19 protein-coding genes are annotated in these 23305 nt (G+C 53.3%); 5 read left to right on the top strand and 14 right to left on the bottom strand.

Going from position 1 to position 23305, the window contains the following annotated elements; genetic code table 11:
• Positions 1-133: 133 nt before the first annotated feature.
• From HQL52_04645 to HQL52_04635, 3 genes are all read right to left on the bottom strand, one after another.
• Entirely contained in the window at positions 134-1576 is a 1443-nt protein-coding gene (locus tag HQL52_04645; GenBank protein MBF0368728.1) for a sigma-54-dependent Fis family transcriptional regulator, read from the bottom strand.
• A gap of 147 nt (positions 1577-1723) precedes the next feature.
• The gene (locus HQL52_04640; GenBank protein ID MBF0368727.1) at positions 1724-3262 is read right to left on the bottom strand and encodes a HAMP domain-containing protein; all 1539 of its coding nucleotides are present in this window, start codon (positions 3260-3262) and stop codon (positions 1724-1726) included.
• A complete protein-coding gene (locus HQL52_04635) occupies positions 3259-3942 on the bottom strand; it encodes a response regulator transcription factor (GenBank protein ID MBF0368726.1) in 684 nt (227 codons plus the stop codon). The genes HQL52_04640 and HQL52_04635 overlap by 4 nt, the downstream gene beginning before the upstream one ends.
• Before the next feature lie 424 nt (positions 3943-4366).
• Between HQL52_04635 and HQL52_04630 the strand changes: the two genes are divergently transcribed.
• Positions 4367-5764, top strand: coding sequence for an S-layer homology domain-containing protein (locus HQL52_04630; protein MBF0368725.1), 1398 nt, complete (start codon positions 4367-4369; stop codon positions 5762-5764).
• A gap of 402 nt (positions 5765-6166) precedes the next feature.
• On the opposite strand, the gene HQL52_04625 is transcribed toward HQL52_04630, so the two are convergent.
• The 3 genes from HQL52_04625 to HQL52_04615 form a co-directional block, all read right to left on the bottom strand.
• Complete coding sequence (locus HQL52_04625) at positions 6167-6532, bottom strand: hypothetical protein (GenBank protein ID MBF0368724.1); 366 nt, start codon at positions 6530-6532, stop codon at positions 6167-6169.
• Between the two features lie 181 nt (positions 6533-6713).
• On the bottom strand, positions 6714-8915 hold the full coding sequence (locus HQL52_04620; GenBank protein MBF0368723.1) for an adenylate/guanylate cyclase domain-containing protein: 2202 nt from the start codon (positions 8913-8915) through the stop codon (positions 6714-6716).
• A 435-nt stretch (positions 8916-9350) separates the two neighbouring features.
• Positions 9351-9641, bottom strand: coding sequence for a hypothetical protein (locus tag HQL52_04615; protein MBF0368722.1), 291 nt, complete (start codon positions 9639-9641; stop codon positions 9351-9353).
• 399 nt (positions 9642-10040) lie between these two features.
• Here HQL52_04615 and HQL52_04610 point away from each other — a divergent pair, with 399 nt between their 5' ends.
• Together HQL52_04610 and HQL52_04605 are read left to right on the top strand one after the other, a co-directional pair.
• Entirely contained in the window at positions 10041-10814 is a 774-nt protein-coding gene (locus tag HQL52_04610; protein MBF0368721.1) for an MBL fold metallo-hydrolase, read from the top strand.
• Between the two features lie 310 nt (positions 10815-11124).
• Entirely contained in the window at positions 11125-11592 is a 468-nt protein-coding gene (locus HQL52_04605) for a cyclic nucleotide-binding domain-containing protein (protein MBF0368720.1), read from the top strand.
• Positions 11593-11707: 115 nt separating this feature from the next.
• Here the strand turns inward: HQL52_04605 and HQL52_04600 are convergent, their stop codons facing one another.
• The 8 genes from HQL52_04600 to HQL52_04565 form a co-directional block, all read right to left on the bottom strand.
• Positions 11708-13984 (bottom strand): filamentous hemagglutinin N-terminal domain-containing protein, encoded by a 2277-nt coding sequence (locus HQL52_04600; protein ID MBF0368719.1) that lies wholly within the window; start codon positions 13982-13984, stop codon positions 11708-11710.
• A gap of 971 nt (positions 13985-14955) precedes the next feature.
• Positions 14956-15441 (bottom strand): helix-turn-helix transcriptional regulator, encoded by a 486-nt coding sequence (locus tag HQL52_04595; GenBank protein MBF0368718.1) that lies wholly within the window; start codon positions 15439-15441, stop codon positions 14956-14958.
• Positions 15442-15637: 196 nt separating this feature from the next.
• Complete coding sequence (locus HQL52_04590; protein MBF0368717.1) at positions 15638-16123, bottom strand: MucR family transcriptional regulator; 486 nt, start codon at positions 16121-16123, stop codon at positions 15638-15640.
• 414 nt (positions 16124-16537) lie between these two features.
• On the bottom strand, positions 16538-17209 hold the full coding sequence (locus tag HQL52_04585) for a hypothetical protein (GenBank protein ID MBF0368716.1): 672 nt from the start codon (positions 17207-17209) through the stop codon (positions 16538-16540).
• 275 nt (positions 17210-17484) lie between these two features.
• Positions 17485-18339: a class D beta-lactamase gene (gene blaOXA, locus HQL52_04580; GenBank protein ID MBF0368715.1), complete on the bottom strand. Its 855-nt coding sequence runs from the start codon at positions 18337-18339 to the stop codon at positions 17485-17487.
• A gap of 73 nt (positions 18340-18412) precedes the next feature.
• Positions 18413-18646, bottom strand: coding sequence for a DUF2007 domain-containing protein (locus HQL52_04575; protein MBF0368714.1), 234 nt, complete (start codon positions 18644-18646; stop codon positions 18413-18415).
• A 21-nt stretch (positions 18647-18667) separates the two neighbouring features.
• A complete protein-coding gene (locus tag HQL52_04570; GenBank protein MBF0368713.1) occupies positions 18668-19630 on the bottom strand; it encodes a universal stress protein in 963 nt (320 codons plus the stop codon).
• Between the two features lie 8 nt (positions 19631-19638).
• Positions 19639-20994, bottom strand: coding sequence for a DASS family sodium-coupled anion symporter (locus tag HQL52_04565; protein ID MBF0368712.1), 1356 nt, complete (start codon positions 20992-20994; stop codon positions 19639-19641).
• Between the two features lie 523 nt (positions 20995-21517).
• Between HQL52_04565 and HQL52_04560 the strand changes: the two genes are divergently transcribed.
• Both HQL52_04560 and HQL52_04555 read left to right on the top strand, forming a co-directional pair.
• A complete protein-coding gene (locus tag HQL52_04560; GenBank protein ID MBF0368711.1) occupies positions 21518-21784 on the top strand; it encodes a hypothetical protein in 267 nt (88 codons plus the stop codon).
• Positions 21785-21946: 162 nt separating this feature from the next.
• Positions 21947-23290: a GAF domain-containing protein gene (locus tag HQL52_04555; protein ID MBF0368710.1), complete on the top strand. Its 1344-nt coding sequence runs from the start codon at positions 21947-21949 to the stop codon at positions 23288-23290.
• Positions 23291-23305: the final 15 nt, after the last annotated feature.

Below are 23305 nucleotides of genomic sequence, written 5' to 3'. Positions count from 1 at the left end.
GGATTTGAAATTGAAAATGGTTTGTTCGGAAAAAATATGGCGGGTAATGGGATCGACTTATAACTTCAGAGTGAAACGGATTGCATCAATCCGCCAGGAAAAAAATGCACATCCTAATAGATACCAGCTCTGTTCAACTCTTACCGCCCCTCTCTTTATCAGACGCCAAACGCACTCGACGATTCAAGGCGGGGCGGGAGAGGCCCAGCATGTTGGCGGCGATGCCCTGATTGTTGCCCGCCCGCCTCATGGCTTCTTCCAGGAGTTGTTCTTCCGCTTCACGGAAGGTGGGCAGGGGGTTGGGCAGATGTTGGAATAGATTCTCTTCCTGGCTCTCCTGGCGTTCACTCACCAAAACGGGAGAGGGATTTTCCACCAGTTTATCCACAAAGCTTTTCATGGAGAGTATACCCGAGCGATGACGGGCCACGGCGTCATGGACCATGGCCATCAGCTCCCGAATGTTACCGGGGAAAGGGTGGACGTTCAACAGCTGAAACAGCTCCGGAGGCGGAGTGGGAACCTGCTTATGGAGGGTGTGGGCGGCCTCCTTTAAAAAATGATCTACCAGCAGGGAAATATCCTCCTGACGCTCCCGCAATGGCGGGATGTGAATCTGATGGGTAGCTAAACGATAATAGAGATCAGAGCGAAAATGCCCCGCCTTGACGGCCGCTTTGAGATCACGATGGGTCGCACAAACCACCCGGGCATCGGACTTGTGGGGCACATCAGAACCCAAAGGATAATAGGCCTGATCCTGGAGTAGACGCAGGAGTTTGACCTGGGAGGTTTCCGCCAGCTCACCAATTTCATCCAAAAAAAGGGTTCCACCAGCCGCTTCGGCAATCAAGCCCTGGCGAACCCGATCTGCCCCGGAAAAAGCCCCCTTGCGATGACCAAAGAGGGTGTCGGAAAAAAAATGGTCGTCAATACCGGCCACATTGAGAGCGACCAAAGAACCAGCCCGGCCACTCACCTGATGGAGGGCCCCCACCAAAAGCTCTTTGCCAACCCCCGTTTCACCACTCACCAAAACCGACTCCATGGAGGGGGCCACCGCTTCGACATATTGAAAGATCGCCCGCATCCGCTCGCTACGGGTGACCATCGTGGCAAAGCTATCTCCATTCTGAAGTTGGCCGGAGAGCAGATATTCCTTGAGAGTCTGGGTCTGAAGACGCAGTTGCTGTAACTCGACAGCCCGTTTGATGGTGGTGATAAAACGGTTCTTTTCTATCGGTTTGCCCAAACAATCAAAGGCGCCCATCTTCATGCAGGTCACGGCTGTTTGCAGCTCCTGCATGGCGGTTGTCACGATCACAGGCATCTCCGGAAAGCGAGCCCGAACCTCCTGGAGCAGCGTCTGCCCCTGAACAAAGGGCTTCACCATATCGAGCACCACCACTGCTGCGCCATTTTTTGACAAAAAAGCCAACAATTCGCGGCTCTCCGTCAAAGTGACCACCAGCCCCAAACCCGCCTCCTGGAGCAGCTGGGAGGAGCCGATAAGAGCCTCCTCCTCATCATCCACCAGGACAATGGGCAGAGCTTGGGAAGGTTGGTTTTTTTTCATGCGCTTGTTTCAGCCCGCTCCGACTGGTAGCTCCTATCTACCGGGATGGTATCCACGCCATGGCGATCAAAAAAAATCACGCACCCAGTATACCTGGCTGGACTCTCTCCTAACGAACGCTATTTTCAGACTCCCCCCCTTTCAGACTCACTCCGTGGCTTGATTCTTCGCAAAACGCAAAGTGAAGACCGATCCTTTCTCTGGCGCCTTGGCGACGGAAACCTGAGCCTGGTGGCGGGTCATGATCTTGTGAACGATGGCCAGCCCCAATCCTGCGCCGTGTCGCCTGCCACCGATGGGCTTTGAAAAGCGTTCAAAAATCGAAGAAACCGCCTTCTCAGCAATGCCTGGCCCTCGATCAATGACCCGAATTTCCGGAACAGGCTCGGCCACCACCTCAACGCTCACCGTCTCACCACTGGGTGTGTAACGCAGGGCATTTTCCACCAAGTTGCGCACCGCCTGGCTCAAGGGAGCCGCCGCGCCATGCACCACCACAGGTGACTCCACCCCGATCACCTCCAAAAATTTTCCCTCCCGAATCGCCAGGGGGGCCAGACGTGCCACCACATCCCGGGAAAGCTGCAACAGATCCGCCCTGGCATCCACTGGCAAGATGAAGGTATCCAGCTCTGCCTCTTTCAGCAGCTGATTGATCAGACGGATCAAATCATCCAGATCGTCAAACAGCGGGCCGGACTGCTCCCGGGGCAGGGTGAGATCAAGACGGGACATGAGGACTGTCAAGGGGGTGCGCAGCTCGTGAGCAACGTCAGCAGTAAACTCCTTCTGTCGTTGAAACCCCTCCTCCAACCGATCCAACGCGCCATTGACCGCCTGCACCAGGGGCAAAATTTCCCGGGGCAGGTCTTCTTCATCCAGTCGCACATCAAGTCGATCAGGCCCCAAAGCCCGGGCTTTGCCGGATATCGCAGTCAAAGGTTTCAACCCCCGACGAATGGTCAAGTGGATCGCCCCCATCACCAACATGAAAGCGACAATCACCGCCCAGCCGAAATCTTCAAAAAACTCCTCAATCATCAGATCGATAAAGGCATCCATGTGGCTGGTATTTTGTGCGGCCTGCACCCAGTAGGCACGCCCACCCACCTCAAAACCAAGGACAATTCCCACCAAAATCGCATCGGTGCTTTCAGAAAGGGTCTGGAAATAGTGGGAACCGCCAACAGGAAAGGGCTCAAACTCCACCAGGGGATCGGTGTGGGGCTCGGAGCCCACCACCACCTGCCCGGATCGGTTGAGGATGGCATAGCGAAACTTGCCCTCACCCCCCTCCTCATAGGCATACTTTTCCAGCAGGCGCTCGGAATGATCCACCGTCACCCTGCCCTCTTTATCCACCAGGACATGACGGATGATTTCAGTGGCGTGTTGATGGAGACGAAAATCAAACAGATGTCGGGAACCCTCACCAATCCGCAGCCCCAGGGTGACCAGCAGAATCAAGACACTCAAGACTGAAACGATGGCGACCTGCTTCAAGGTGCGCTGCAAAAGGGACCACTCCCCTGCCCCCCCCTTGTCAGCGCCCTTGCTTCCTTGATCCTTGGCAGGTGTCACGGCCAGATGAGTGTGGCCAGGATCCCTCATCGCCACACCACTGCTGGAATTGGTCACAGCCACAACACTGCTGGCATCAGCCACCTCTGCATTGGAATCGCTCATGCTCCTGCCTCCGCCATAATGAGATAACCGACTCCCCGTATGGTGTGGATGGCGGCGGTGGCGGTGGATTTTTTCAGGCTTTTGCGCAAGCGAGAGACATGCACCTCCACCGCATTGGACTCCACCTCTTCATCAAAGCCATAAATACGCTCCTCCATCACCCCCTTGGGCACCACCTTGCCCGCCCGGCGCATGAGCTGCTCCAACACATCCAGCTCCCGGCGGGAAAGAGGCAAGCCCACCTCCCCGACACGGGCCTCCCGGGCCACGGTATCAAAGGTCAGATTACCCACCGAGAGGGTGATACCCAACGCCCCCCCCGGACGCCGCAATAGCGCCTTGACCCGCGCCTCCAGCTCAGCCATGGCAAAAGGCTTGACCAGATAGTCGTCTGCTCCCTTGTTCAGGCCATCCACCTTGTCGCCCAGGGCGGTGCGGGCGGTCAAAATCAGGATCGGTACCAGCTTTCCCTGACGCTTGCGCAGATGGTTGAGCACTTCGATGCCATCCCCATCTGGAAGCCCCAAATCCAGAATGACCGCGTCATAATCAACGCCATCCACCGCTGCCAGGGAATCCTCAACACTGGAGACGCTATCCACGGTAAAACCGGCCGCTTTGAGCCCCTCCGGCACCAGATCCAGCAATTTTTCGTTGTCTTCCACAAATAAGAGACGCACTACCCACTCCTTCCAGTCGATTCCCCAATAAAATATCCAAAATAAATACGCTGGGACTCTTGCCTATATTCCTCCAGACCCACTACCGGATCAGGTTTCCAGCATACAATCCCCCATCCCCCCCCCGCAATCCACGACCCCTCTCTCAACCCACCCCATACCCGTCCATTTTCGACCCATCCCAAAAAAAATGCACTCAGACGATTTTTTATCATCTGCTGTCAGGTTGCCTTCAGGTTGGCCCCTCATGATCCCCCCTCAAGCGGACCAAAAACAGGCGTGAACCTGCAGAAAACGAACGGTCCCAAATCCATTTTCGTCTTCCGGGTCATGGGGTTCACGCCAAATAAACAGATCAAACCACGACGGCAGGCGGGGTTTGTTTGACAGAATGCAACCACTCTTATTGTAAGGAGCAAAAAAGATGATCAGGAACCTAGGCAACAAAATCATGCGGGGAGCCATGGGCAGGGGTGCTGTGGGGCTTCTTTTTTTAATGTCATCCGCCAGCCTCAGCCAAGCCGCCGATTTTACCGATGTCCCCAGCGATCACTGGGCAGCGGATTATATCACGGCACTCTCCAACGCCGGAATCACCCAGGGATGCGACAGCAGCAACTATTGCCCGGACAACACCCTGCAGCGCTCGGAAATGGCCATTTTCCTTCTGCGGGCCATGTATGGTTCCGACTATTCCCCCCCAACGGGAAGTGGCAGCTGGTTCAGTGATGTCCCGTCAGACTATTGGGCGGGTAACTTTATCGAAAATTTTGCAGAAATCGGCATCACCAACGGTTGCAGCGATAGCGAATTTTGCCCCAGCCGGGAGATCACCCGGGCGGAAATGGCGATTTTCCTGCTTCGCGCCAAATATGGCTCGGACTATGCCCCGGTCACCGCCAAGGGTGAGACCTATTCGGACATCACCTCAGACTATTGGGCGGCGGCCTATATCGAACAACTCGCCTCTGAGGGGGTGACCGACGACACCATCGAACCGGGCCGGGAGTGCAACACCAGCGACTATTTTTGCCCCAGCCTCAGCATCAATCGGGGGGAGATGGCGGTCTTCATCGTCAAGGCGTTTGATCTGGAAATGCCCACCCAGAGTGATGGCGGCACCACCGATATTGCCAACGGCGAGTCGATCTATACCAGCCAGGGGTGTTCCCTCGGTGGCTGCCACGGCAGCAATCCTGCCAACGACACCAATTCCATTCTTTCCGGCGCCAACCAGGCCCGCCTGGAAAACTCCATGACCAGCGTCTCTCTGATGGCAGCCATGGGTTACAGCTTTACCGATCAGGAATATGCCGATCTGGCCGCCTATATCGCCCAGTTTACCGTGGGTAGCGGCAAGGAGAGCGAGGTGGTTGTCGATGATGGGGAGGTGGTGGTGGATGAGGGGGAGGTCTCCGGACGGGATCTCTACATCAGCGAAGGGTGTGGCCTCTCCTCCTGCCACGGGGCCTATCCCGGGGCCAACATCAACGACATCATGAGCGGCACCGACCCGGATGAAATCCGCGAAGCGATTGAAGATGAGCCTGTCATGCGGGGATATGACTATCTGACCAACGCCCAGCTCACCGAGATCGCTGCCTGGATCAGTGGTTTTGTCAGAGAGCCCGGCAGCAGCGGATCGGGAGGCTATGAAGGCACTGGTGGCGATGACGACGATGATGATGACCATCACAGCAACTCTGGCAGCCACGATGACGATGACGATGACGATGACGACGATGATGACGATGATGACGATGATGACGATGATGACGATGATGATGACGATGATGATGATGACGATGATGACGATGACTGAGTCTTAAATCTAATCCCTGGGATCACGAGTCCTGGAAAAAACCGGCTTCAGAGTAAAGCAACAGATTGTGAGAAGGCAGGGAATGGCAGGGAAGACAGAAGGCAGGGAACACACTAAACGCCAAGGGACGGCAACGACTGGAAAGGGGGAAAAAACAGAAAGGACAACAGACAAAAAACGCAAAGAAAATACAACAAGACAAAAAAAGGCAAGGAGACAAAAAAAAGAGACAGGAAGACAAAAAAGGGGACAGGACCAGCAGTTCCACTTTCATCCACTTCAACCGGAGCTGATTTCCTTTGAAATCCTCTCCCTCACCACAACCATCCCATGGCCTGGCGCTTCATCCAGGCCATGGGTGCCTGCAGAGAAGCTCCTGCAAACAAAAAAACAAGCCCCCCATCAATCCGGGAAAACCTGGAAATATTTCTTTTGGACGACCTGCCAACCCTGCTCACCAAAGATTTGAAGAGCCCCCTCCCGATTGGCCCCCAAACTCTCCCGCACCATTTTGGCCAGTTGACCAAAATGGGTCGGAAACCCGGCCTTTTTGGCCGCACTGGCACAAAAACCACAACGCTTGAAACTTCCCACCTTTCGGCTTTTGCGAATTCGTCGATAAAGTACGTACCACTCCCCAGGCTTGATGGGGTCTGGACACTCCACACACCGATGCTGCTTGCGGGCCTGGATGATCCGCTCATCATAGTCTGACGGTGGGTCGAACAGGTGGATGGCGCAGTGTATTTCGCTCTTTTTTTGGGACATGCCTATCGTATTGAGCCTGTCGCAATTCGCAACGACTTTTCAATCTTCTGCGTTCAATCAAAAGTATCGTTGGTCTCCTGGCAACCCACCGGGCGGCTGACAACTGATGGCCGGAATGAGTCGAGAAGAGTGAGCGCCGTACTTTTGCCAATGCGGGTTCAATGATTGCCCGCAGCCGTCTCTATTTTTGCGTAAATACCACCCGCTCACCACTCTGACCATCCCCAAGGCGCTTGTTATGGAATTTGATCAGGGGATCTTCAGGATAGGTTTTAGCCAGCTCGGCAAACATTTGCACCGCCTTGGGATCTTCACTCTTCATCAATTCAAAGGCCGCCTTATAAGCCACCACCCGCTCGGACTGTTCCTCTTCCCGGCTTAACGGTTCAAAGGCCTTGATACCTTGGGCTTTGCCCTTGAGCACCAGAGTGCCGACTTCCCGACCGACAAAATCGGGGCACTGCTGGACCGTCTCCCAACTCACACAGATATGGCCGCCCAACTGCTTGTTGACGCTCTCCAGCCGGGCACAGGTGTTGATGGGATCCCCCAACGCCCGATAGTCAAACATGGTGGTGCCACCAAAGTTGCCCACCAGCACTTTGCCGGTATTGACCCCCACCCGGGTCTTGCCGAAGGGAAAGCCTTCATCCTGTTTGGTTTTGGCAAATTTTTGTGCAAACTCATCCATCTCCATGGCACAGGCCAGCCCTCTTTCAGCATGATCGGCCTGCTCGATGGGGGCGGAAAACATCACCGCCACCGCATCACCTACGATCCGGTCCAGGGTGCCGTCATGCTTGAAGGCGATCTTGACCATATGGTCGAGATATTCGTTGAGAATGGAAACCACGACGTTGGGTTCATAGTTTTCCATCAGGGAGGTAAACCCCGCCAGATCGGTCAAGACAAAGGTACACTCCTGAAATTCCGCTTCCAGGCGCAACTTGTCGGGATTTTCCAGCAGGTGCTTGACCCGGTTGGGAGAGACATAGCGGGAAAAGGCATCCCGAATCCAACGGTTTTCCATCTCCTTGGCCAAATTTCTCGGGATGGAAATAGCCAGAAATATACTCAAAAGACCAATCAAAGGCAGGATGGGATCAACGAGGATACTCTGCTCCATGAACAGCCAGAAGGAGGCCAGATAGAACCAAAAGGCCACCCCAATGACGAACCATCCCATCAAAATGGAGCGCAAACGCTTTGGGAAAAACACCATGATCAACCAGGAGACGATCAACATGCTGGCTGTGGCTGTAGGCTCCCAGTGGGGGCGCAAAAGATAGTTGCTGTTGATAATCTGCTCTGCCAGCTGGGCTTGGATTTCCACCTCGGGGATGGCATTGCCGAAGGGGCTGAAGCGGCTGGTCAAAAGACCGCTGGCCGACATGCCGATGATTACCGTATGCCCCTCGATATAGGGGGCGGGGACTTTGTCGTGCAATATGTCCGCAGCGGAGATAAACCGTTTAGGCTCCTTGCTGTCATAATAAAAAAGGATATTACCCCGTGTATCGGTCGGTATATCGAGATTTCCAACCTTAATACCGGCAATCCCCGGGGAGGTGATCCACGATTCGATCATGCCCGGCTGCCGAATCTTCACATCGATGGTATCGGCCCCTTGGGCCACCCGAAGGGTTTCCAAAACCAGGGACGGATGGATGGTCCGGCCAATCTTGAACAGCAGGGGAAAGCTACGGGCGATCACTTCCTGCTCCTCCAGGGCGAGAATACCGCCATTGCCTTTGGCTTCCCGACTGATGAGTTGCAGGGTACCTGTCGCTCCGAAAGTATCCAGAGGCAGGGAAACATCCGGCATTTGGGGCTGGCCGTCGAAGAGAAAGGAGGCTGGCCGTTTACCCAGAAAGGCGCTGGATTTTTTGTTTTCTACCTGAAAACCGGTAACAACAGGACCTTCAGAGACCGCCTCAGCAAATATTTCATCCTGATTTTCAAGCCCTGTCGCCAGCTTCATCAGATCAGCTGCCGAGGCCAACTCCCGTAATTGCAAAAGCTTTTCGGAAGCGGATGGGTCCGCTTTATCAAAAACCATATTGAAGGCGATGACCTTGGCCCCCATGCCGGTGAGTTTTTCCACCAGCATCGCCATCTTATCCTTGGGCCAGGGCCAGGGACCGATTTCGTTGAGGCTTTTATTGTCGATAGTCACAACACGCACGGAGGGCTGCATGAAGGGCCTGGGACGAATATTTTGATAACCATCGAAAGTCAGGTCGCTCAAAACCTTCAAAAAAGCGGGAGGATGATATTGAACGAACACCCCCAGCATCAACACGATCAAGGAGAGCCAGACCGGCGAGCTGTTGATGACGGGTTTTAAGATCGCTGTAATGCGTGGGTTGGATAGTATGTACATTCTCAATCCATCTCCGGCAACTACCGGTGATACCAAGCTTGTCAAAGGCACCAAACTTGACAAAAAACAGGCCCCTGTCGGAGCAAAAAGCCTCTCTCGGATAACGGCTTCATCAAACCGTGTCACCTGATTGGCCGCCCACTAAAGCTGAGCCATTCCAAGTTAAAAAACAATAAAGACGGGGCTTTTTGGATACGCCTGCCATTCCTGATTTTAAAATCGGAACAAGAGGGCACCCGACTGCCAACCGTTGGCTATGGTCACAATCCAAACAGGAGATGAAAGCCTCTGGATTGTGGATACGCTTGATTGTGGGATTTTAAGGCCGGCCAAATCGCCTGACTGAAAAAAGCGCGAACCGAAACTCAAAAAACCCCCTCCCCGAACTGGACAGTATACGCCCTTCCACAACAGATTTGAACCACAATGGCCCGATCAGGCCAACCGAATCTCAACCAAGCAGATCAAATCTACAAAAACGATACCCGCATTGATTTTCCAACATCCTGAATTTGTTTTATTTTCATAGCCATCCCCGCCAAAAAAAGCACTCCTTGACCATCTGGGCAAATAGACAAAAAACAGCGTCAAAATTTCCAGAATGGACTCATACCCGCAGGAAATAACGAAGGAAAACCATCCGATCAAGCCCGCACCCGGCAGGAAGGCCACTTCTATTCCCCCCTGAGAGCCTGTGGCAACATACCGTTTTTGGTCTTCAGGCAAGGCTTGCTATTTTTTGAAAAATCAGCATATTCAGATAGTTAAAATCCTTACAGAAAGCTGCATCACACGACATCAAGACCAAAAACGGCGTATTGCACCAAACTCCTCAAGGAGGGCTTGATCTCACCACCTCCGATAAAAATGCCCCAGCTGGAATGAATTGATGATGTAACTGGCATTTCCCACCATTTTCACCTAATCTGTCAGATGTCATAAAATCTTGCTTTATCTCTCCCGGGTCGAGGCGTATGGCTGAACACCATATTGTCTCCACTCAAGAGGGTCGGAGTGTGCCAGAAAGAGCTGGCCGACTGCTTTCCAGATCCAAGGGAACAGCCCTCCTGTGGGCCGCACCAGCCTCCCACTGCACCATGACACACCTATTCGATTGGACATTCGATGAAAATGACATTTCTCGGGGTTGGAGGGGCTTTCACCACCCTTGAATATGGCCAATCGAACATGCTCCTGACCGCCAAAAACGGCAAAGGCCTGCTCATTGATTGCGGTGCCGACGCCCGGCTCTCCCTGGCCGACCAGGGCATTGGCAACCAGGAGGTCGCCAACCGCATCAATGGCGTCTACATCTCCCACCTCCATGCCGATCACGTCGGCGGCCTGGAATGGCTCGCCTTCAACACCTATTTCAACCCCCGCTGCCAGAAGCCCAAACTCTATGCCGAAAAGGATCTACTCTACGATCTCTGGCATCACTCTCTGAAAGGTGGCCTTGAATTTGTCCACGATCAGGTGATGGAGTTGGAGGACTATTTTGAATGCCACCCCCTCACTGTGGGCAAACCCTTCTATTGGGAAGAGATCCGCTTAACACCCTATGATCTGGCCCATATCCAGATTCATGAACGCCTGATTCCCAGCTATGGCCTCACGGTTGAGGAAGATTGGTCCTTTTTTCTCTCCACCGACGCCCTCTACCACCCCCCCTTGCGGCCCCTGCTGGAAGAGATGGCCGGGAGGATGGATCTGCTTTTCCAGGATTGCGACACCTCCGCCTTCAAAACCCCGGTCCACGCCCACTATGACGAACTCCGCACCCTGCCAAAAGCGATTCGAAAAAAAATGTGGCTCTACCATTATGCGCCCACACCTCCCTATGATGCCGTGGCAGATGGTTTCCAGGGATTTGTCACCAAAGGGCAAACCTTTGGTTAAGCTGGCCATAGGGAACAAAACCCTATCGAAAAATCATAAAGCGATTTAATTTTTTAATTGATTGAGATATATTATGATTGGTTGGCCTGAAACCATTTGATTCACTTTCAGGGAACCATCAGATCAACCGATTCAACCTACCATCAAGAGACCCCATCCACGCGACCACCCGAGCATTCCCATGACCCTGCCCTTTATTCGACTCCTGACTGACGACCTGTTTGGCACCAACCTCCTCTCCGCCCGTTGGAAATGAGCTCTGTCAACGGCGCAATAGCCGGAAAAAAATCCGCTTTAAGGAGGGCATCTGATGTTTTTTAAAAAAGAGAGCGACCCCATCAAAGTGCTTCTTTCCAAGCAGCAGCAAGCCCTTGGTCGGGTTTTCAAGCGTGGAGAGATGATCATCCGGGAAGGGGATGTCGATAACAGCATGTATGTCATCCAGTCGGGCGCTGTGGAAGTGTTTCGGTTGGACCACAAGGGCCAGGAGATGATTTTTACCACCTTGGAGAAAGGGGATGTCTTTGGCGAGATGTCCCTGTTCGACAGCGCTCCCCGTTCCGCCTCCATTCGGGCATCAAGCAAAGAAACCCGGGTACTCTGCCTGACTAAAAAAACCCTTTTGCAACGAATCCGGGAGGATCCGTTCCTGATGTTGCTCATCTTCCGCAAAATGTCCGAACGCATCCGGGAGAAGGACGAAGAACTCATGACCCTCACCATCAAAATGAACCGGCTCATGGACGAACTGCCCCCCTCCGCTCCCAAGGAGTCCTGACCCCCCGGCAACCCACATTTCCCCTCCGGCGCCCGGAAAAGCAACCCAATGCCAATCCCCGCCACAGGGATAAAACCCATCCGCCGAATCAGATCAAATCCTCCCCTGAATCAGATCAATGGCGCAGGCTGTTACGACACCCTCCTCTCAAAAAATCTTCTTGCCCCATTTTTTGTGCCGAACTGAGCTGCTGCCAATCCAGCTCCGACAAAGCCCCACCACCCCTGGTTTGATCCATCCAAACACGCTGCTTTTGGCTGCTGCCATCCCACGACTCCCCTGCCTGGAATGAACTCACTCGCTTCACGACTGGATTCAAATCCAATAGCTGGGCGGTTTGAAAGCCACTCATTCCCGACGCCATCCCCCCCTTCCCCACCCGCACCAGAGAGCTGCCTTTTTGCTGCCGACTGACGGAACAACGCTCCTTGAGCATTTTAGCCACCTTCTGAAAGGAGGAGGACAAGGAGAGGGCCTGGCTGTCGGCATCGTCCCGGGGGGTATTGATGGTGACTGTTCCCTGCAAGCCGAACTCTGATGAGGCGGTGATGGAGGAGTTGGGATCGGTGATGAGGTGTTGGGTGGTGATATCGATGGCTCCCCCATCCCCGCCGTGGGCATTGGCATTGATGCTGCTGTTATCAAGGATGACGAAGGTGGGATCGATGGTGATATTGCCCCCGTTACCCACACCGCTCTCAACCGAAGTGGTGATCTGGCTGTCAGCCAGCTGTACCAGCTCCTCGGCGATCAGGGTAATGTTGCCCCCATCAGCTATTTTGGCTTCAGCAATGATCGTGGCTGAGGCAAAAATCTGAATACGGTCAGCCTCAATCCGAATCTCTCCGGCATCACCACTGTCACTCTGGGTTCCGGAGCTTTCAGCGTGGATATCTCCCCCCCCTGTCAGAATGAAAGTGGCCGCCACCAGATCAATGCTCCCACCGGGTCCACTCCCCGAAGTGGAGGAGGTGATGGAGCCGGTCGCATCCAGCCGCATCTCCCCGGCTGCAGTCACCCCAATCTCTCCCCCCTGGCCGGAGCCGGTGGTATCGCTGGTGAGGTAGGAATCGATCAGACTGAAGTCCCCCCCCACCTGCAACTGAATCCGACCGGCATCACCAGAATCGTGGGTATCGCTGCGAAGAAAAGAAAACCCCGTCAAGATCAGGTCATCACCAGCGGTGAGGGAAATTTCGCCCCCCTTGCCAGAGCTATCGAGAATGGAACTGGTGATAGAGGCGGTGGAGGAAAGAACAATGGACTGGGCAGAGGTGAGGAGGATGCTCCCGGCATCCCCCAACGCCACATCGGTAGCCATGGCATACCTCGAAGCGCTCTCCAAACTCCCACCCTCCAGGGTGATGGCGCCAGAAACGGTGGTCAGCGTAACTGAACCAGCACTCCCGGTATTGTAGGTGGTGGTGTTGATGCCGCTAACAGAACGATCCACCTTGCTGATGTCGATGGATCCCCCGGCACTCAACAGCACACTCCCCCCATTGTCAGCCGAGGTGGTATAGCTGTTAATCAGGGAATCGACAATCTGGATTTCGCCCTGGGCCATCAGCGTCACCCCCGCCCCGTTGGTGGAAATGATATCAGCCCCATCTTCCAGTTGAATATTTCCACCACTCACCTCCCCGCCGACATCCAGTGTCCCGGCTCCAATGGTCACTTCCGCTTCAGAGGCGACCGTTATAATCTCGACACGGCCACTGCCGGAAGCGGATAACCTGCCGTCGGTCATGGTAAAATCCCCTCCCACAAAGGCCAGGGTTTCCCCCTCGACGGCTGAAAGAGAGCTTCCTTGAATGGTAATATTTCCCGGGTTATCCAAAAAACCGAAGGCAACGGGCGCAGCACTGGAGAGCCGACTCGCCTCTCCCAAATCCACATAAAGCCGGTCACTCTCACCCAAATGCAGCGTGTCGGCACTGCTGGCATAAAACGCCCCTCCCAGGTTCAAGGAAGCATTTTCACCAAAAACGATACCATTCGGATTGAGGAGATAAAATCCGGCCCCATCGATTTCGGAAACAATTTCCCCATCGATCCAGGAGTCGTTGCCACCGGTCACCCGGCTGATAATGTTGGTGACTGAATCCGGGCCACTGAAAGTGGCGGACTCATTGGTTTCCAAGTTGAAATCACTGAAGCTGTGAAAAAGATTTCCCCCAGCCTGCTCCCCCATATCCGAGGTGATGGCATAATTTCCTGCCACCGGGGTAAGAGAGCCGCCAGCCTCAGCACCTATGGAACCATCCAGGGCGATGCCATCCCCCGTTCCTGCCCAAACAGTGGAAGTGACGAGCAGACCGCCCAGACAAATCGCTGCAAACAGGGCACCGTTTCGGTTAAAAAACATTCTGGGCGCAAAAAACACCATCATTTAAATTCCTTTATGGGAGCGGCCCATAATCATCCACAATGCCTTCATTGGAAAGAGTGCCACCTGCGCTCAATGGATGGACAAGCTTAAAAAAAAATTCCCGTCGCCACACTTCCCCATCATTTCAAAAATTCCATCAAGGATACCAATGCAATCCAGACCCAAGGAGCCTGTTGCCATACCATTTTGGTCTTGATACAGCGTTACACAAGTTTTCTGCAAGCCTCACATCTATCTGAATATGCAGCGATTATAAAAAAACACCAGCCGCATCCTAAAGGCCAAAATCGACATATTGCAGCAGGCTTCAAGGTGTTGCCAGTTTCATAAACTGCGCAAAAAAGTGACACACAATACCAACAGAGGAAGACAAATAAAGCCATACATCAAACGCTTACGGATGGGTGAGAGCATGACTCCATTGAACATGGTGAACCTATCCAGAGAACAAAAGGGTGATAGAATCAACCAGACAAATGGATGGTACAATCAATCTAATCGTGCCTCCAGCTCCCCCAAAAATGCCACACTCATATTCTCTCATACCAGAAGACGGTGAGTAAAACAATCCATTCCTGCTGGCCGTAACTTTCAGTTTACAATTGTAATATTTCATTTATAGACAAGGCGAGGCTAAAAGGGACCGGTTGCTCGGTGATTTGGGTAGGTTTTGCTGATGTAACATCAAACAAAACAGCTGCCCGCATCACCGAGTTCCAGAAAAAAGATGCGTTTTAAGGAATAGCCTGGGAGGCTCTATCTGAAAAAATCCACCCAACACCCAGAACCAACAATCGCACCAGCCCCGCACACGACAAAAGCTGGCACCATTTCGGGATCCGATGTTTGATTTGCAATGAGGTCTGGGGCACCCCTTGGCAGGAACCTGGCAGGCTCTGCCACGAAATATTCCCAGAGCTTACCGAACACGAAAATCCCGCTTTGCCGGTCCAAGCCCCAGGCAATCCAGCCTATTCCGGCGGTCTCCAACCGGCTTGTCGAAAGATCCGAATAGCTGCACGCACTTCCAGGATACGGTTGTTTTTGGAATCGATGGAAAACTGCTCCCAAGAGGCCGAAGAGCCAAATGGGGTCGCCTCAAACATGGCTCTGGCCATAGCCTCTTCCAGTTCAGAAGGGGGCGGGTTGATGGGTTTGGGAGGGGAGATGGAAATACGCTCCAGATCGGAGCAGGGTGATGGAGAGGCTGGCTTTCTCCTGACAGATGTACTACCCGACCGGCCTGGAACCATCATTCCATCGCCAGTTTCCAGCCAGACCGGATCCACGCCACAAGAGAGCGCGATGGGTACCGTAAAGCGTGATGAACGGGAAAAACCATTTTCCAGCTTGTGAATGGCCGTCTGGCTCACACCGACCTGATTGGCCAAACCAGCCTGTTTGAAACCACCATGTTTTCTGGCCATACGAATTCGTTGGGCAAAAGTGGTTTTCATGGGGGTACTCCTTCTAACACGGTCCCACCGACAAATCGTGACGCTTGGCAAACCAATGAGCGTCCGGCAAGAACCCTTTCAATCCCTAATTGGATGGATGATGAGAAAATAATTTGGGGGCTCAGTCTCACCAGCTACGGATGCAATGGCCGATGATGGCTGCCAGCCCGAAAAAAAAATGGTTTTAAGGGTTGTTCTAGTTCTGCTTTTTGCGACGTCCAGCACGTAATTTTTCACCCAGACCGGATTGAATGGCCAACTCTCTGCGTTTTGCGGAATAATTTTTGGAAACCAAAGGAAAACCTTTGGGAAGATCAAATTTTTCCTGGTAGGCCTTTACATCCATTTTGTGGGTTCGGGTTAGATGTCCTTTCAGAGTGGAAAGAGATTTTCCGCAAATCAGGCAGATGACAAATTCATCGCCGACCGCTTGGTCGAGGGAGACGGCCGGGGCCTCTTTCAGTGGTTTGTTCCGCCGGGATTTCGGCGTTACGGGAAGCGGATCGGCATCACTGACAGAGGGGGTGGAAGCAGGCTGCAAATCATCCAGAGCAGATCCATGACCAAGGGTGGATAAACTCCGATGGATATTTTTCATCAATTCCGGGATTTCGCTGGGAGCCAGATCATTATTGCTGACATAAGCTTCCATGATCTGGGCCGTCATTTTGATGATTGACATGGGTTCTCCAAAGAAGCGGTCTCGTGAATCAAAGTTAATTTATCAATAAAGCTAACACTTTAACCGAAACTTGAAAAGCGTTTTTCGATTCTCTTCCAATAACCACTCCAAACTCAGGATGGGTTTGCAATGAAGTCAAAAAAAACTGGCGATATCTTATCCTTTGTTTTATTTTATACAACCTTCTTCAAGAGCTTGGTTTCGTTCATCCAAAGCCATTCTATACTGAAAAACCGCATGTTTTATTAATACAGGAGTCAAAATCCACTAAACATGGAAACCTTTTCGAAAACTTGTCGGGTTGAGAGACAAAAACATCGACCAAAGTCAGGCCAAAGCTTTCCCAGCAGCGTTCCAGGGGAATCTTCCTGCCCCAGGCTGGTAGTGGTGGTGGTGAATGAAGGCAGGTTTTGGTCAGTGCGGCAGGTGCAGTCCCGCCACCAAACCGGTGGTTACCGGTAGGTTGAGGTTGGGAGGAGTGGGCAGGTCGGGCAAAGGTGTGGCAGGTAAGGGATGTGGCTCAAATTTTCGCCACTCAGGGGGAATCACCGGTTGGTCGCAGATGGCCTGCTCCTCAAGCGCCATCTCCACTCCACCGCTGATTTTGACCCCACAATCAATATCATAACGGATATAGAGAACAAAGGCGGAGCGATCCGGGGCGCTGTGATAGAACACCCGGTGGTGAGGGGTCAAATCAGATTCAGCCCGGGCTGTACACCCCCCACCCTCTTGACAACCCCGGCCAGCAGCGGTGAAACCAGTGGGAATTTCAGGACAGAGGGCCTTGGATTGGCACTCTGCCTGGATGAGGGGAGCTGTTTCCCGGACAAACCGGGTAGAGGTCTCCCGGCCCCGAATGATGAGGACCATGCCCACCACAAAAAGCAGAAGCACAATGGCCCCGGTCCATCTAAAAAACAGCCGGAGGCGAGGGCGGGGTTTTCCCGGTGGGGGCCGACCCCCTTTGAACAAGCGAAAATAGATTAAGCGCAGGAGCCCATACCCCAGGCGACCCAGGGCATAAAAAACAGCGAAAAAAATCAGCAGGCCAAGGGAGAGCCCAAAAATTTCAGCTCCAACCATCGATCTACCCCACCTCTTTTTCTCAGGGATATTCTACCTTATGAAAACGCCTCTTCGAGGCGGACTTTTCAAACCTGAAGCCCCTATAACCCTAATGGTTAATGGATACTGGGGAGTGGCCCATTGATTGCCTCTGACGCTGGATCCAGGTTTATAAACACTAACTCAGCAACATCCATGAGTTATCTTTGGCTTGGCCTGAATTGAGGGGGGAAATGAAAAAAAAAGACAATAAAATCCAGACTATACGAACCTCTCACACTGTTCCAGCCAAGTTATTGTTTAGGGGGAACCACACCAAGGGAGTGTAACGCAGCCTTGGCCAGGGATATGCGTAAGGGAGCCCAATCCAGCGAAGGCATGGGGATTTTGACCGCGAAGGGGACGATTTCATCCTGGCGTTCTACCCAGCCAACATACCAGCCGATATGGAGTGATTCAGCCACTGCCCAGCCGGTTTTACCAAAGAGACTCCATCCCTCCTCCATCCTCTCCCGGGGGATAATGCGCCTGAGTGCAGTCATGGAAGATTTCGCCACTGGAAGCTGCCCATTGGCCAGTAACGCCATAAATGTAGCCTGTTCCAACGGAGAAATGGCCAAAGGGCCATCCAACCAGAATCGATCCACGACGTCGCCTATGTCTCTGTTGCCATAACCGAGCCTGGTGACCCACTCCGCCATACGCTTCAGGCCAATCCTGCGGGCAATCTGCTGGAAAACAGGGACCGCAGAAACAGCCATGGCCTGACGAAGAGTCATATCCTGCTCCCACACACTGAAAGAGTAGGAGGCACCATCCCAAGGAAAAACCTCCTCTTCCTCAACTACCCCGGTTTCCAGTGCGATCAAAGCATTGGCCATTTTGAATGTGGAGGCCGGTATCAACCGCTCCTGGCAATCGGACAGATTGGAAACCAGAGTGCGCTCCTGGCGAGGTTGAACCACCACAATGCATCCTTCAACTCCCGCCTGATGAAGAACAGTCGCCAACCGCGAATCAAGCGTTGGTTCAGCCCATCCCACAGAAGCCGTAAACAGGATTGCAGCCACTGCTCCAAGCAGACTTACCCGCACCTCTCTACCTCTGCCCATCAGCATGGAAAGCGAGAGACCAAAAAAGCCAGCCATACCCACATCCATTGAATTGTCCCCTCGTCCGAAAAGCGCCCCCAGGCCGACCGGTTATCAACAACACTGAAAATCAGACCCCCTCCCCTTCGATCCCATCCAAGCTCTCCCTGGCCTCCCGCAAAACCGCCTCAGCCCGGAACCGCTCCCCCTCCGACACCATCAGGCGCCGGGGGAAGGCACCGATATTGCCCTCCAAAAAATTAATATTGAGATCAAAAACCTGAGCCGCAATTCCAGCACTTTCCAATATCATCTGCGCCCACCCCAACTCCACAGGGTTATTGGTCCGCAGGAGTTCAACCATGAATATACAACCAAGCCATCTTCAACGAACGATCAATACCGAGGTTTCGGCATGCTCCAGGACGTTGAAGGAGACCCCACCGATAAAAAAGCGGCGCATCCCCGACTTGTCGGTATCAGACATCACCACCAGGGAATAGTCTTTGCCCGCTTCGATGATTTCGTGAACCGGATCCCCCACGCGGACAAAACTATCCTCTACCGGAATTTTCATTTCGGAAAGGGCTTCGTTGCAGTCGGCCAGGGCCTCTTCAGCATCTTTAAGCTCTTCCTCGGAGGTCGCTACTGATAGCAGGGAGACCGGACAGCCACAACGATAGGCCAGTTCAGCATCCTTTCTGGCCATTTCCAATGAACGTTTCGAACGATCCACACAGATCAGATGACCATATCCCACCTCCAGCTGTCGGGCGATGATCACCGAACAGGGGGCGTGGGCGGCCACCTTGAGGGCAACTGGCGCCACCCCCAGGATCCGATCCATTTTTTGCTTCATTTTACGACGCCGTCCCGAGGCACCCAAAATAATCAGATCGTGATTTCCCTCCTCCTGCTGGTCGAGAATGCCGGTTTCGATGGAGGCGGAAACCTTGAGGCGCAGGCGAATCCGCTTACCGGTCTCACCGCTATATTCCACCATGTGATCCCCTGAAGGATCCCCCCGAACATCCCGCTGGGGATAGCTCATCTCCCAATCCGGGGTCATATTCCCCATTTCCAAGAGCATCTCCCGGCCCTTTTCCAGATAGCCCACTTCCGGCAGGTCGAGCCCCCATTCGAGCATGTTTTCCCGGGCCACACGCACTTGCAACCCCTCGGATTTCATTCCCTGATCTTCCATGCGAACGTAAAGCAGGGAGATGTCCGAATCCATGCCTTGACCGAGCTTCGCCGCATAGCGCAACCCTCGATAGGACTCTTCGGAGCCATCGATACAGACTAAAATCCGAAAACGGTCATGGGTATCCTTGGAATCAATCGTCATTTTGCCACTCACACACTGAGAAGGGGCCAATAAAAAGCGGACAGGAGCATCATGATGGTGATGGAGATGACGGCCATCTTCCAGCCAACTTTCAAAAAGTCGGTGGTCTTGAGATAACCGGAAGCATAGACGATGGTGGAAGCTGGGGTGCCCACGACCGTCAGATAGGCGAATGCTGAAGAGATGGAGGTGATAAAGCCGATCACCAGGGGGCTTTCATTGGCGATTTCGGCCATAGGCAACACAATCGGCCCCAAAACCGCCACAGCGGCACCGTTGGACATGACGTTGGTCACAGTCCCTGTCAGCACCGAAACCGACAGCCAGAGCCCCATCCCCTCATTGGCTCCCAGGGGAACGAGGAGTGCCATAAAGTTTTCCGCCACCCACTGGGCCGCCCCCGTCTCCTGCATGCGCAGCCCCAGAGAGATGGCTGCGGCATAGAGAAGCACCACTCCCCAGTTCACGCCACCGTTCAGGTCGTCCCACACCACCAGGCCCGCCACCAAAAAAGCCGCTGCCCCCAGGAGCGCAACCACCCCCATGCCTACCGTGCTGGAAAGGGTGACCCAACCAATCAGGATCAACACAAACAGCCCAATCGAGACCCAGTCCCGAGCCTTCAGAGGCCCTTGCCCCGCCACCTGCTTGCGGAGCTTGGTGACCGCTGGCGTGAGATCGGCAAATTCCGGCTTGAAGGTAAAAAACAGCACCATGGTCACAAAAGGCAACAACATCAAAAACATCGGATAGGCAAAAGTCATCCAGCCGGTATAGGTCATCTCGATGCCATTAAACTGCTTCCAATAGCCAATCATGATGGCGTTTCTGGCTCCCCCGGAAGGAGTTCCAAGGCCCGCTACAGAACAGCCATAGGCGATGGAAAAAAGCAATACTGCCGCCAGATTTCGGACCTTTTTGGGATCGTCGGAGGTCAAACGAATCAGGGTGATTCCCACCGGCAGCATCATGGCGGCCACGGTGTGCTCACCGATGAAGGAGGCCAAAAGACCCGACACGGCGGTCACCCCAAAGGCGATGCGTGAAGTTCGGGTTCCAGTGAGGGCAATAATCAAAAGGGCCAAGCGTTTATCGAGCTTTTGCTTGACCACTGCGACGGCCAACATGAGGGAGCCCATGATGAAAAGAACGGAATCGTTCATCAGGCTCCGGGCCACCTCGGAAGAGTTGACCCCCAGCAACAAAACCTGCCCCACCACAATGAGTAGCGCGACGGTGGGCAGGGGAACCGGTTCGGTGATAAACAGCACCGTGGCGACGAGGGTCATGGTGAGGACCGTACGACCATCCATGGTCAACCCCTCGGGCAGGGGCAGATACAGGAGCACCGCCCCGCCGATCATCGCCAGGAAAAACCACTTTTTTTCACTTAGATAGGGGACCACCCATCCTACTCCGTTCCATTTGCTGGGAAGGTTGAGCCGGAACTTATCCGACCTTTGGCATCATCAACACAGCCAAAGGGGGCTTATTCCAACAAGACAAACCTCTCGACAGCGGGTTCACAGTTATGGTCGCGGGCGTCTCCCCCTGAATTGCCACCCATTTTTATCGATCAATGGATCGGTTATGCCAAACCTGGAACCTATCAGGAAGGATTGGGAAATTCACCGGTTAAAAAATACCGGCCAGCTCTGCCAAACGCAGGCTGACCAAAATCAAAATGGTCGCCAGCGCCCCCCGGAAAGAGACGCAGTTCTCCTGACGAGGAACGACCTGGAAAAAATCACCCTTTTCCTCCACCAAATCCCCCGACTCTCTCATGATGGGAAAAAAATTTGACGTACTCTCATCCGCAAAATCCCTTGCAGAGATAAAAGAAAAATAACGCTTCTGGGGTGAAAAACCGACAGATCGCTGGGGCTGATGGGCAGGCAAAAAATGGCTGGCGCAATCGGCCTCCCTGCCTGGAAAATTGCGCTGTTTTTGAAAGAAAAACACATTGAAAAACAAGGAAACTTTATGAAAATACCGCATATTTTTTTCACCCCTGAAAATCAATCCTCCATTGAGAAAATTGACCGCAGCATACGGAAAATTAATATGCATTTTGTATGCCATGCGCAGAGGGAGCCAACCTTTCATTTGTTGAAAAACGTTACAAATTTCAGCCCTTTCCAGGGAACCAATTGATCTTCATGCCTTCAAAACACCCAGGTGGATAGGTATACTTTAGAATATTCTAATGTTATTGGACGGATCCGATTTCACCCTCCAACCGACACTGCTGGTAGTGGAGGCGACCCGTCACCCTATTTAATCAACGGCTTAGCCACTTATATAGAAGAGCGGATCATGGAAAAACTGCTACTGGATCCATTTCCCAATCTCAAAACCGAGCGCGGTGTACAGCTGCCATTGGATGTGGATATCAGCAACCTGATCATCACAGGTCCGCCTGGATCGGGAAAAACCACCATCCTGAATAAATTGGGGGGATGGCCTGAAGAGGGCTATCTGGATGTTTCCAGCCACGACTGGTGGCGCTCCCCAGCCATGGCCCATCGCCCCAGGGAACTCCATCTGGGGCTGCCTTTCGTAGGATTTGACAAGGCTGTACCGGTCTACGAAGCCAAAACCCTGGATGACACCAACTATCTGGAGCTGGACCTCTTCCGCATTCCCCTGCCGCCGCCCAAGGGCAACCTGATATCTGGCAACTTCCGCCGCAAGCTGGTCTTCGAATTTGTTTTGCCCCCACCTGAAGTCCTCTTTGAACGCCGCCAGGAGCGGGCAAAAAAGGGGACTCACCATGTGGACAAGGAACTGAAACTTGAGGATGTGGTGGAGGAGTACAATTTTTTCTGTACCCTCGCGCTCTTTTTCCATCAGAGCGGCATGAACGTCTATGTCCGGGATGAGGGGGAAGGCCCCCCCAAACGCATCCGCGACGAATCCGGTGCTCTGGATTCCGTGGGCATGATGCGGGCTCGGGGCAACCTCGAAAAAGAACTTTACCAGGTTCACGACCAGCTCAAGCTGCGTCAGCGAATTCTCACCCGGGCTTGGAGCTTTCGGGGCAACACCGATTTGATGCAACTCTTTTTAAAGATGCTCCCCGATGCCATGGGGGTAGAGTTTTGCAATATCTGCATCACTGATCGGGAGCAAGAGGATGTCTGGCTGCTGGCTTCCACTGATTTTACCGAAGAAGAGCTGCACACCACAGGTCTCAGGGAAAAAGTCCTGGATGTCATCATCAATGGGGAATATCTGGTGATGGAAAACCAAGATCTCCAGACCGCTCCAGGAGAGGGAGACAAACCGGGAAAAACCATCCACAACGCCCTCATCGTGCCGATCAAAAGCGTGTTGGATAACAGTGTCACCGGCGTCATTCAGGTACTCAACAAAAACAACGACCAATATTTTACCGAAGAGGATCGACTACTGGTGGAGCGGGTTGCCCTGCACCTGCAACTGGCGTTGGAAAATGTTTCACTCAGACAGGAGATGATGGACTTTTCCGAGCTTCTCTCCCAGAAAGCTTGGCGTATGGGGGGAACCGTACGGTTTTTCGGGATCCTGCTCCTGGTGCTCTTTTTTATCTCCCTGGGGGTAAATGCCTGGTTATTGGCCCCACCCTGGGATGAGTTGATGCAAATAATCCTTCAGGACAGCCACACGCCCACACCATAATGTCCACAGAAAACA

It is taken from the genome of Magnetococcales bacterium (genome assembly GCA_015232395.1).
Taxonomy (GTDB): domain Bacteria; phylum Pseudomonadota; class Magnetococcia; order Magnetococcales; family JADFZT01; genus JADFZT01.
The sequence above is the reverse complement of the archived record's forward strand: the minus strand, read 5'-3'. Positions and strand labels throughout refer to the sequence as shown.

Bases quoted from the DNA above. Each gene is read 5' to 3' on its own strand.
- HQL52_04625 (MBF0368724.1), bottom strand. From the start codon at position 6,532: ATGTCCCAAAAAAAGAGCGAAATACACTGCGCCATCCACCTGTTCGAC.
- HQL52_04620 (MBF0368723.1), bottom strand. From the start codon at position 8,915: ATGTACATACTATCCAACCCACGCATTACAGCGATCTTAAAACCCGTC.
- HQL52_04585 (MBF0368716.1), bottom strand. From the start codon at position 17,209: ATGGTTGGAGCTGAAATTTTTGGGCTCTCCCTTGGCCTGCTGATTTTT.
- HQL52_04645 (MBF0368728.1), bottom strand. From the start codon at position 1,576: ATGAAAAAAAACCAACCTTCCCAAGCTCTGCCCATTGTCCTGGTGGAT.
- HQL52_04565 (MBF0368712.1), bottom strand. From the start codon at position 20,994: ATGATCGGCGGGGCGGTGCTCCTGTATCTGCCCCTGCCCGAGGGGTTG.
- HQL52_04610 (MBF0368721.1), top strand. From the start codon at position 10,041: ATGAAAATGACATTTCTCGGGGTTGGAGGGGCTTTCACCACCCTTGAA.
- HQL52_04570 (MBF0368713.1), bottom strand. From the start codon at position 19,630: ATGACGATTGATTCCAAGGATACCCATGACCGTTTTCGGATTTTAGTC.
- HQL52_04555 (MBF0368710.1), top strand. From the start codon at position 21,947: ATGGAAAAACTGCTACTGGATCCATTTCCCAATCTCAAAACCGAGCGC.
- HQL52_04630 (MBF0368725.1), top strand. From the start codon at position 4,367: ATGATCAGGAACCTAGGCAACAAAATCATGCGGGGAGCCATGGGCAGG.
- HQL52_04605 (MBF0368720.1), top strand. From the start codon at position 11,125: ATGTTTTTTAAAAAAGAGAGCGACCCCATCAAAGTGCTTCTTTCCAAG.
- HQL52_04595 (MBF0368718.1), bottom strand. From the start codon at position 15,441: ATGAAAACCACTTTTGCCCAACGAATTCGTATGGCCAGAAAACATGGT.
- blaOXA (MBF0368715.1), bottom strand. From the start codon at position 18,339: ATGGCTGGCTTTTTTGGTCTCTCGCTTTCCATGCTGATGGGCAGAGGT.
- HQL52_04640 (MBF0368727.1), bottom strand. From the start codon at position 3,262: ATGAGCGATTCCAATGCAGAGGTGGCTGATGCCAGCAGTGTTGTGGCT.
- HQL52_04575 (MBF0368714.1), bottom strand. From the start codon at position 18,646: ATGGTTGAACTCCTGCGGACCAATAACCCTGTGGAGTTGGGGTGGGCG.
- HQL52_04590 (MBF0368717.1), bottom strand. From the start codon at position 16,123: ATGTCAATCATCAAAATGACGGCCCAGATCATGGAAGCTTATGTCAGC.
- HQL52_04560 (MBF0368711.1), top strand. From the start codon at position 21,518: ATGGGCAGGCAAAAAATGGCTGGCGCAATCGGCCTCCCTGCCTGGAAA.
- HQL52_04600 (MBF0368719.1), bottom strand. From the start codon at position 13,984: ATGATGGTGTTTTTTGCGCCCAGAATGTTTTTTAACCGAAACGGTGCC.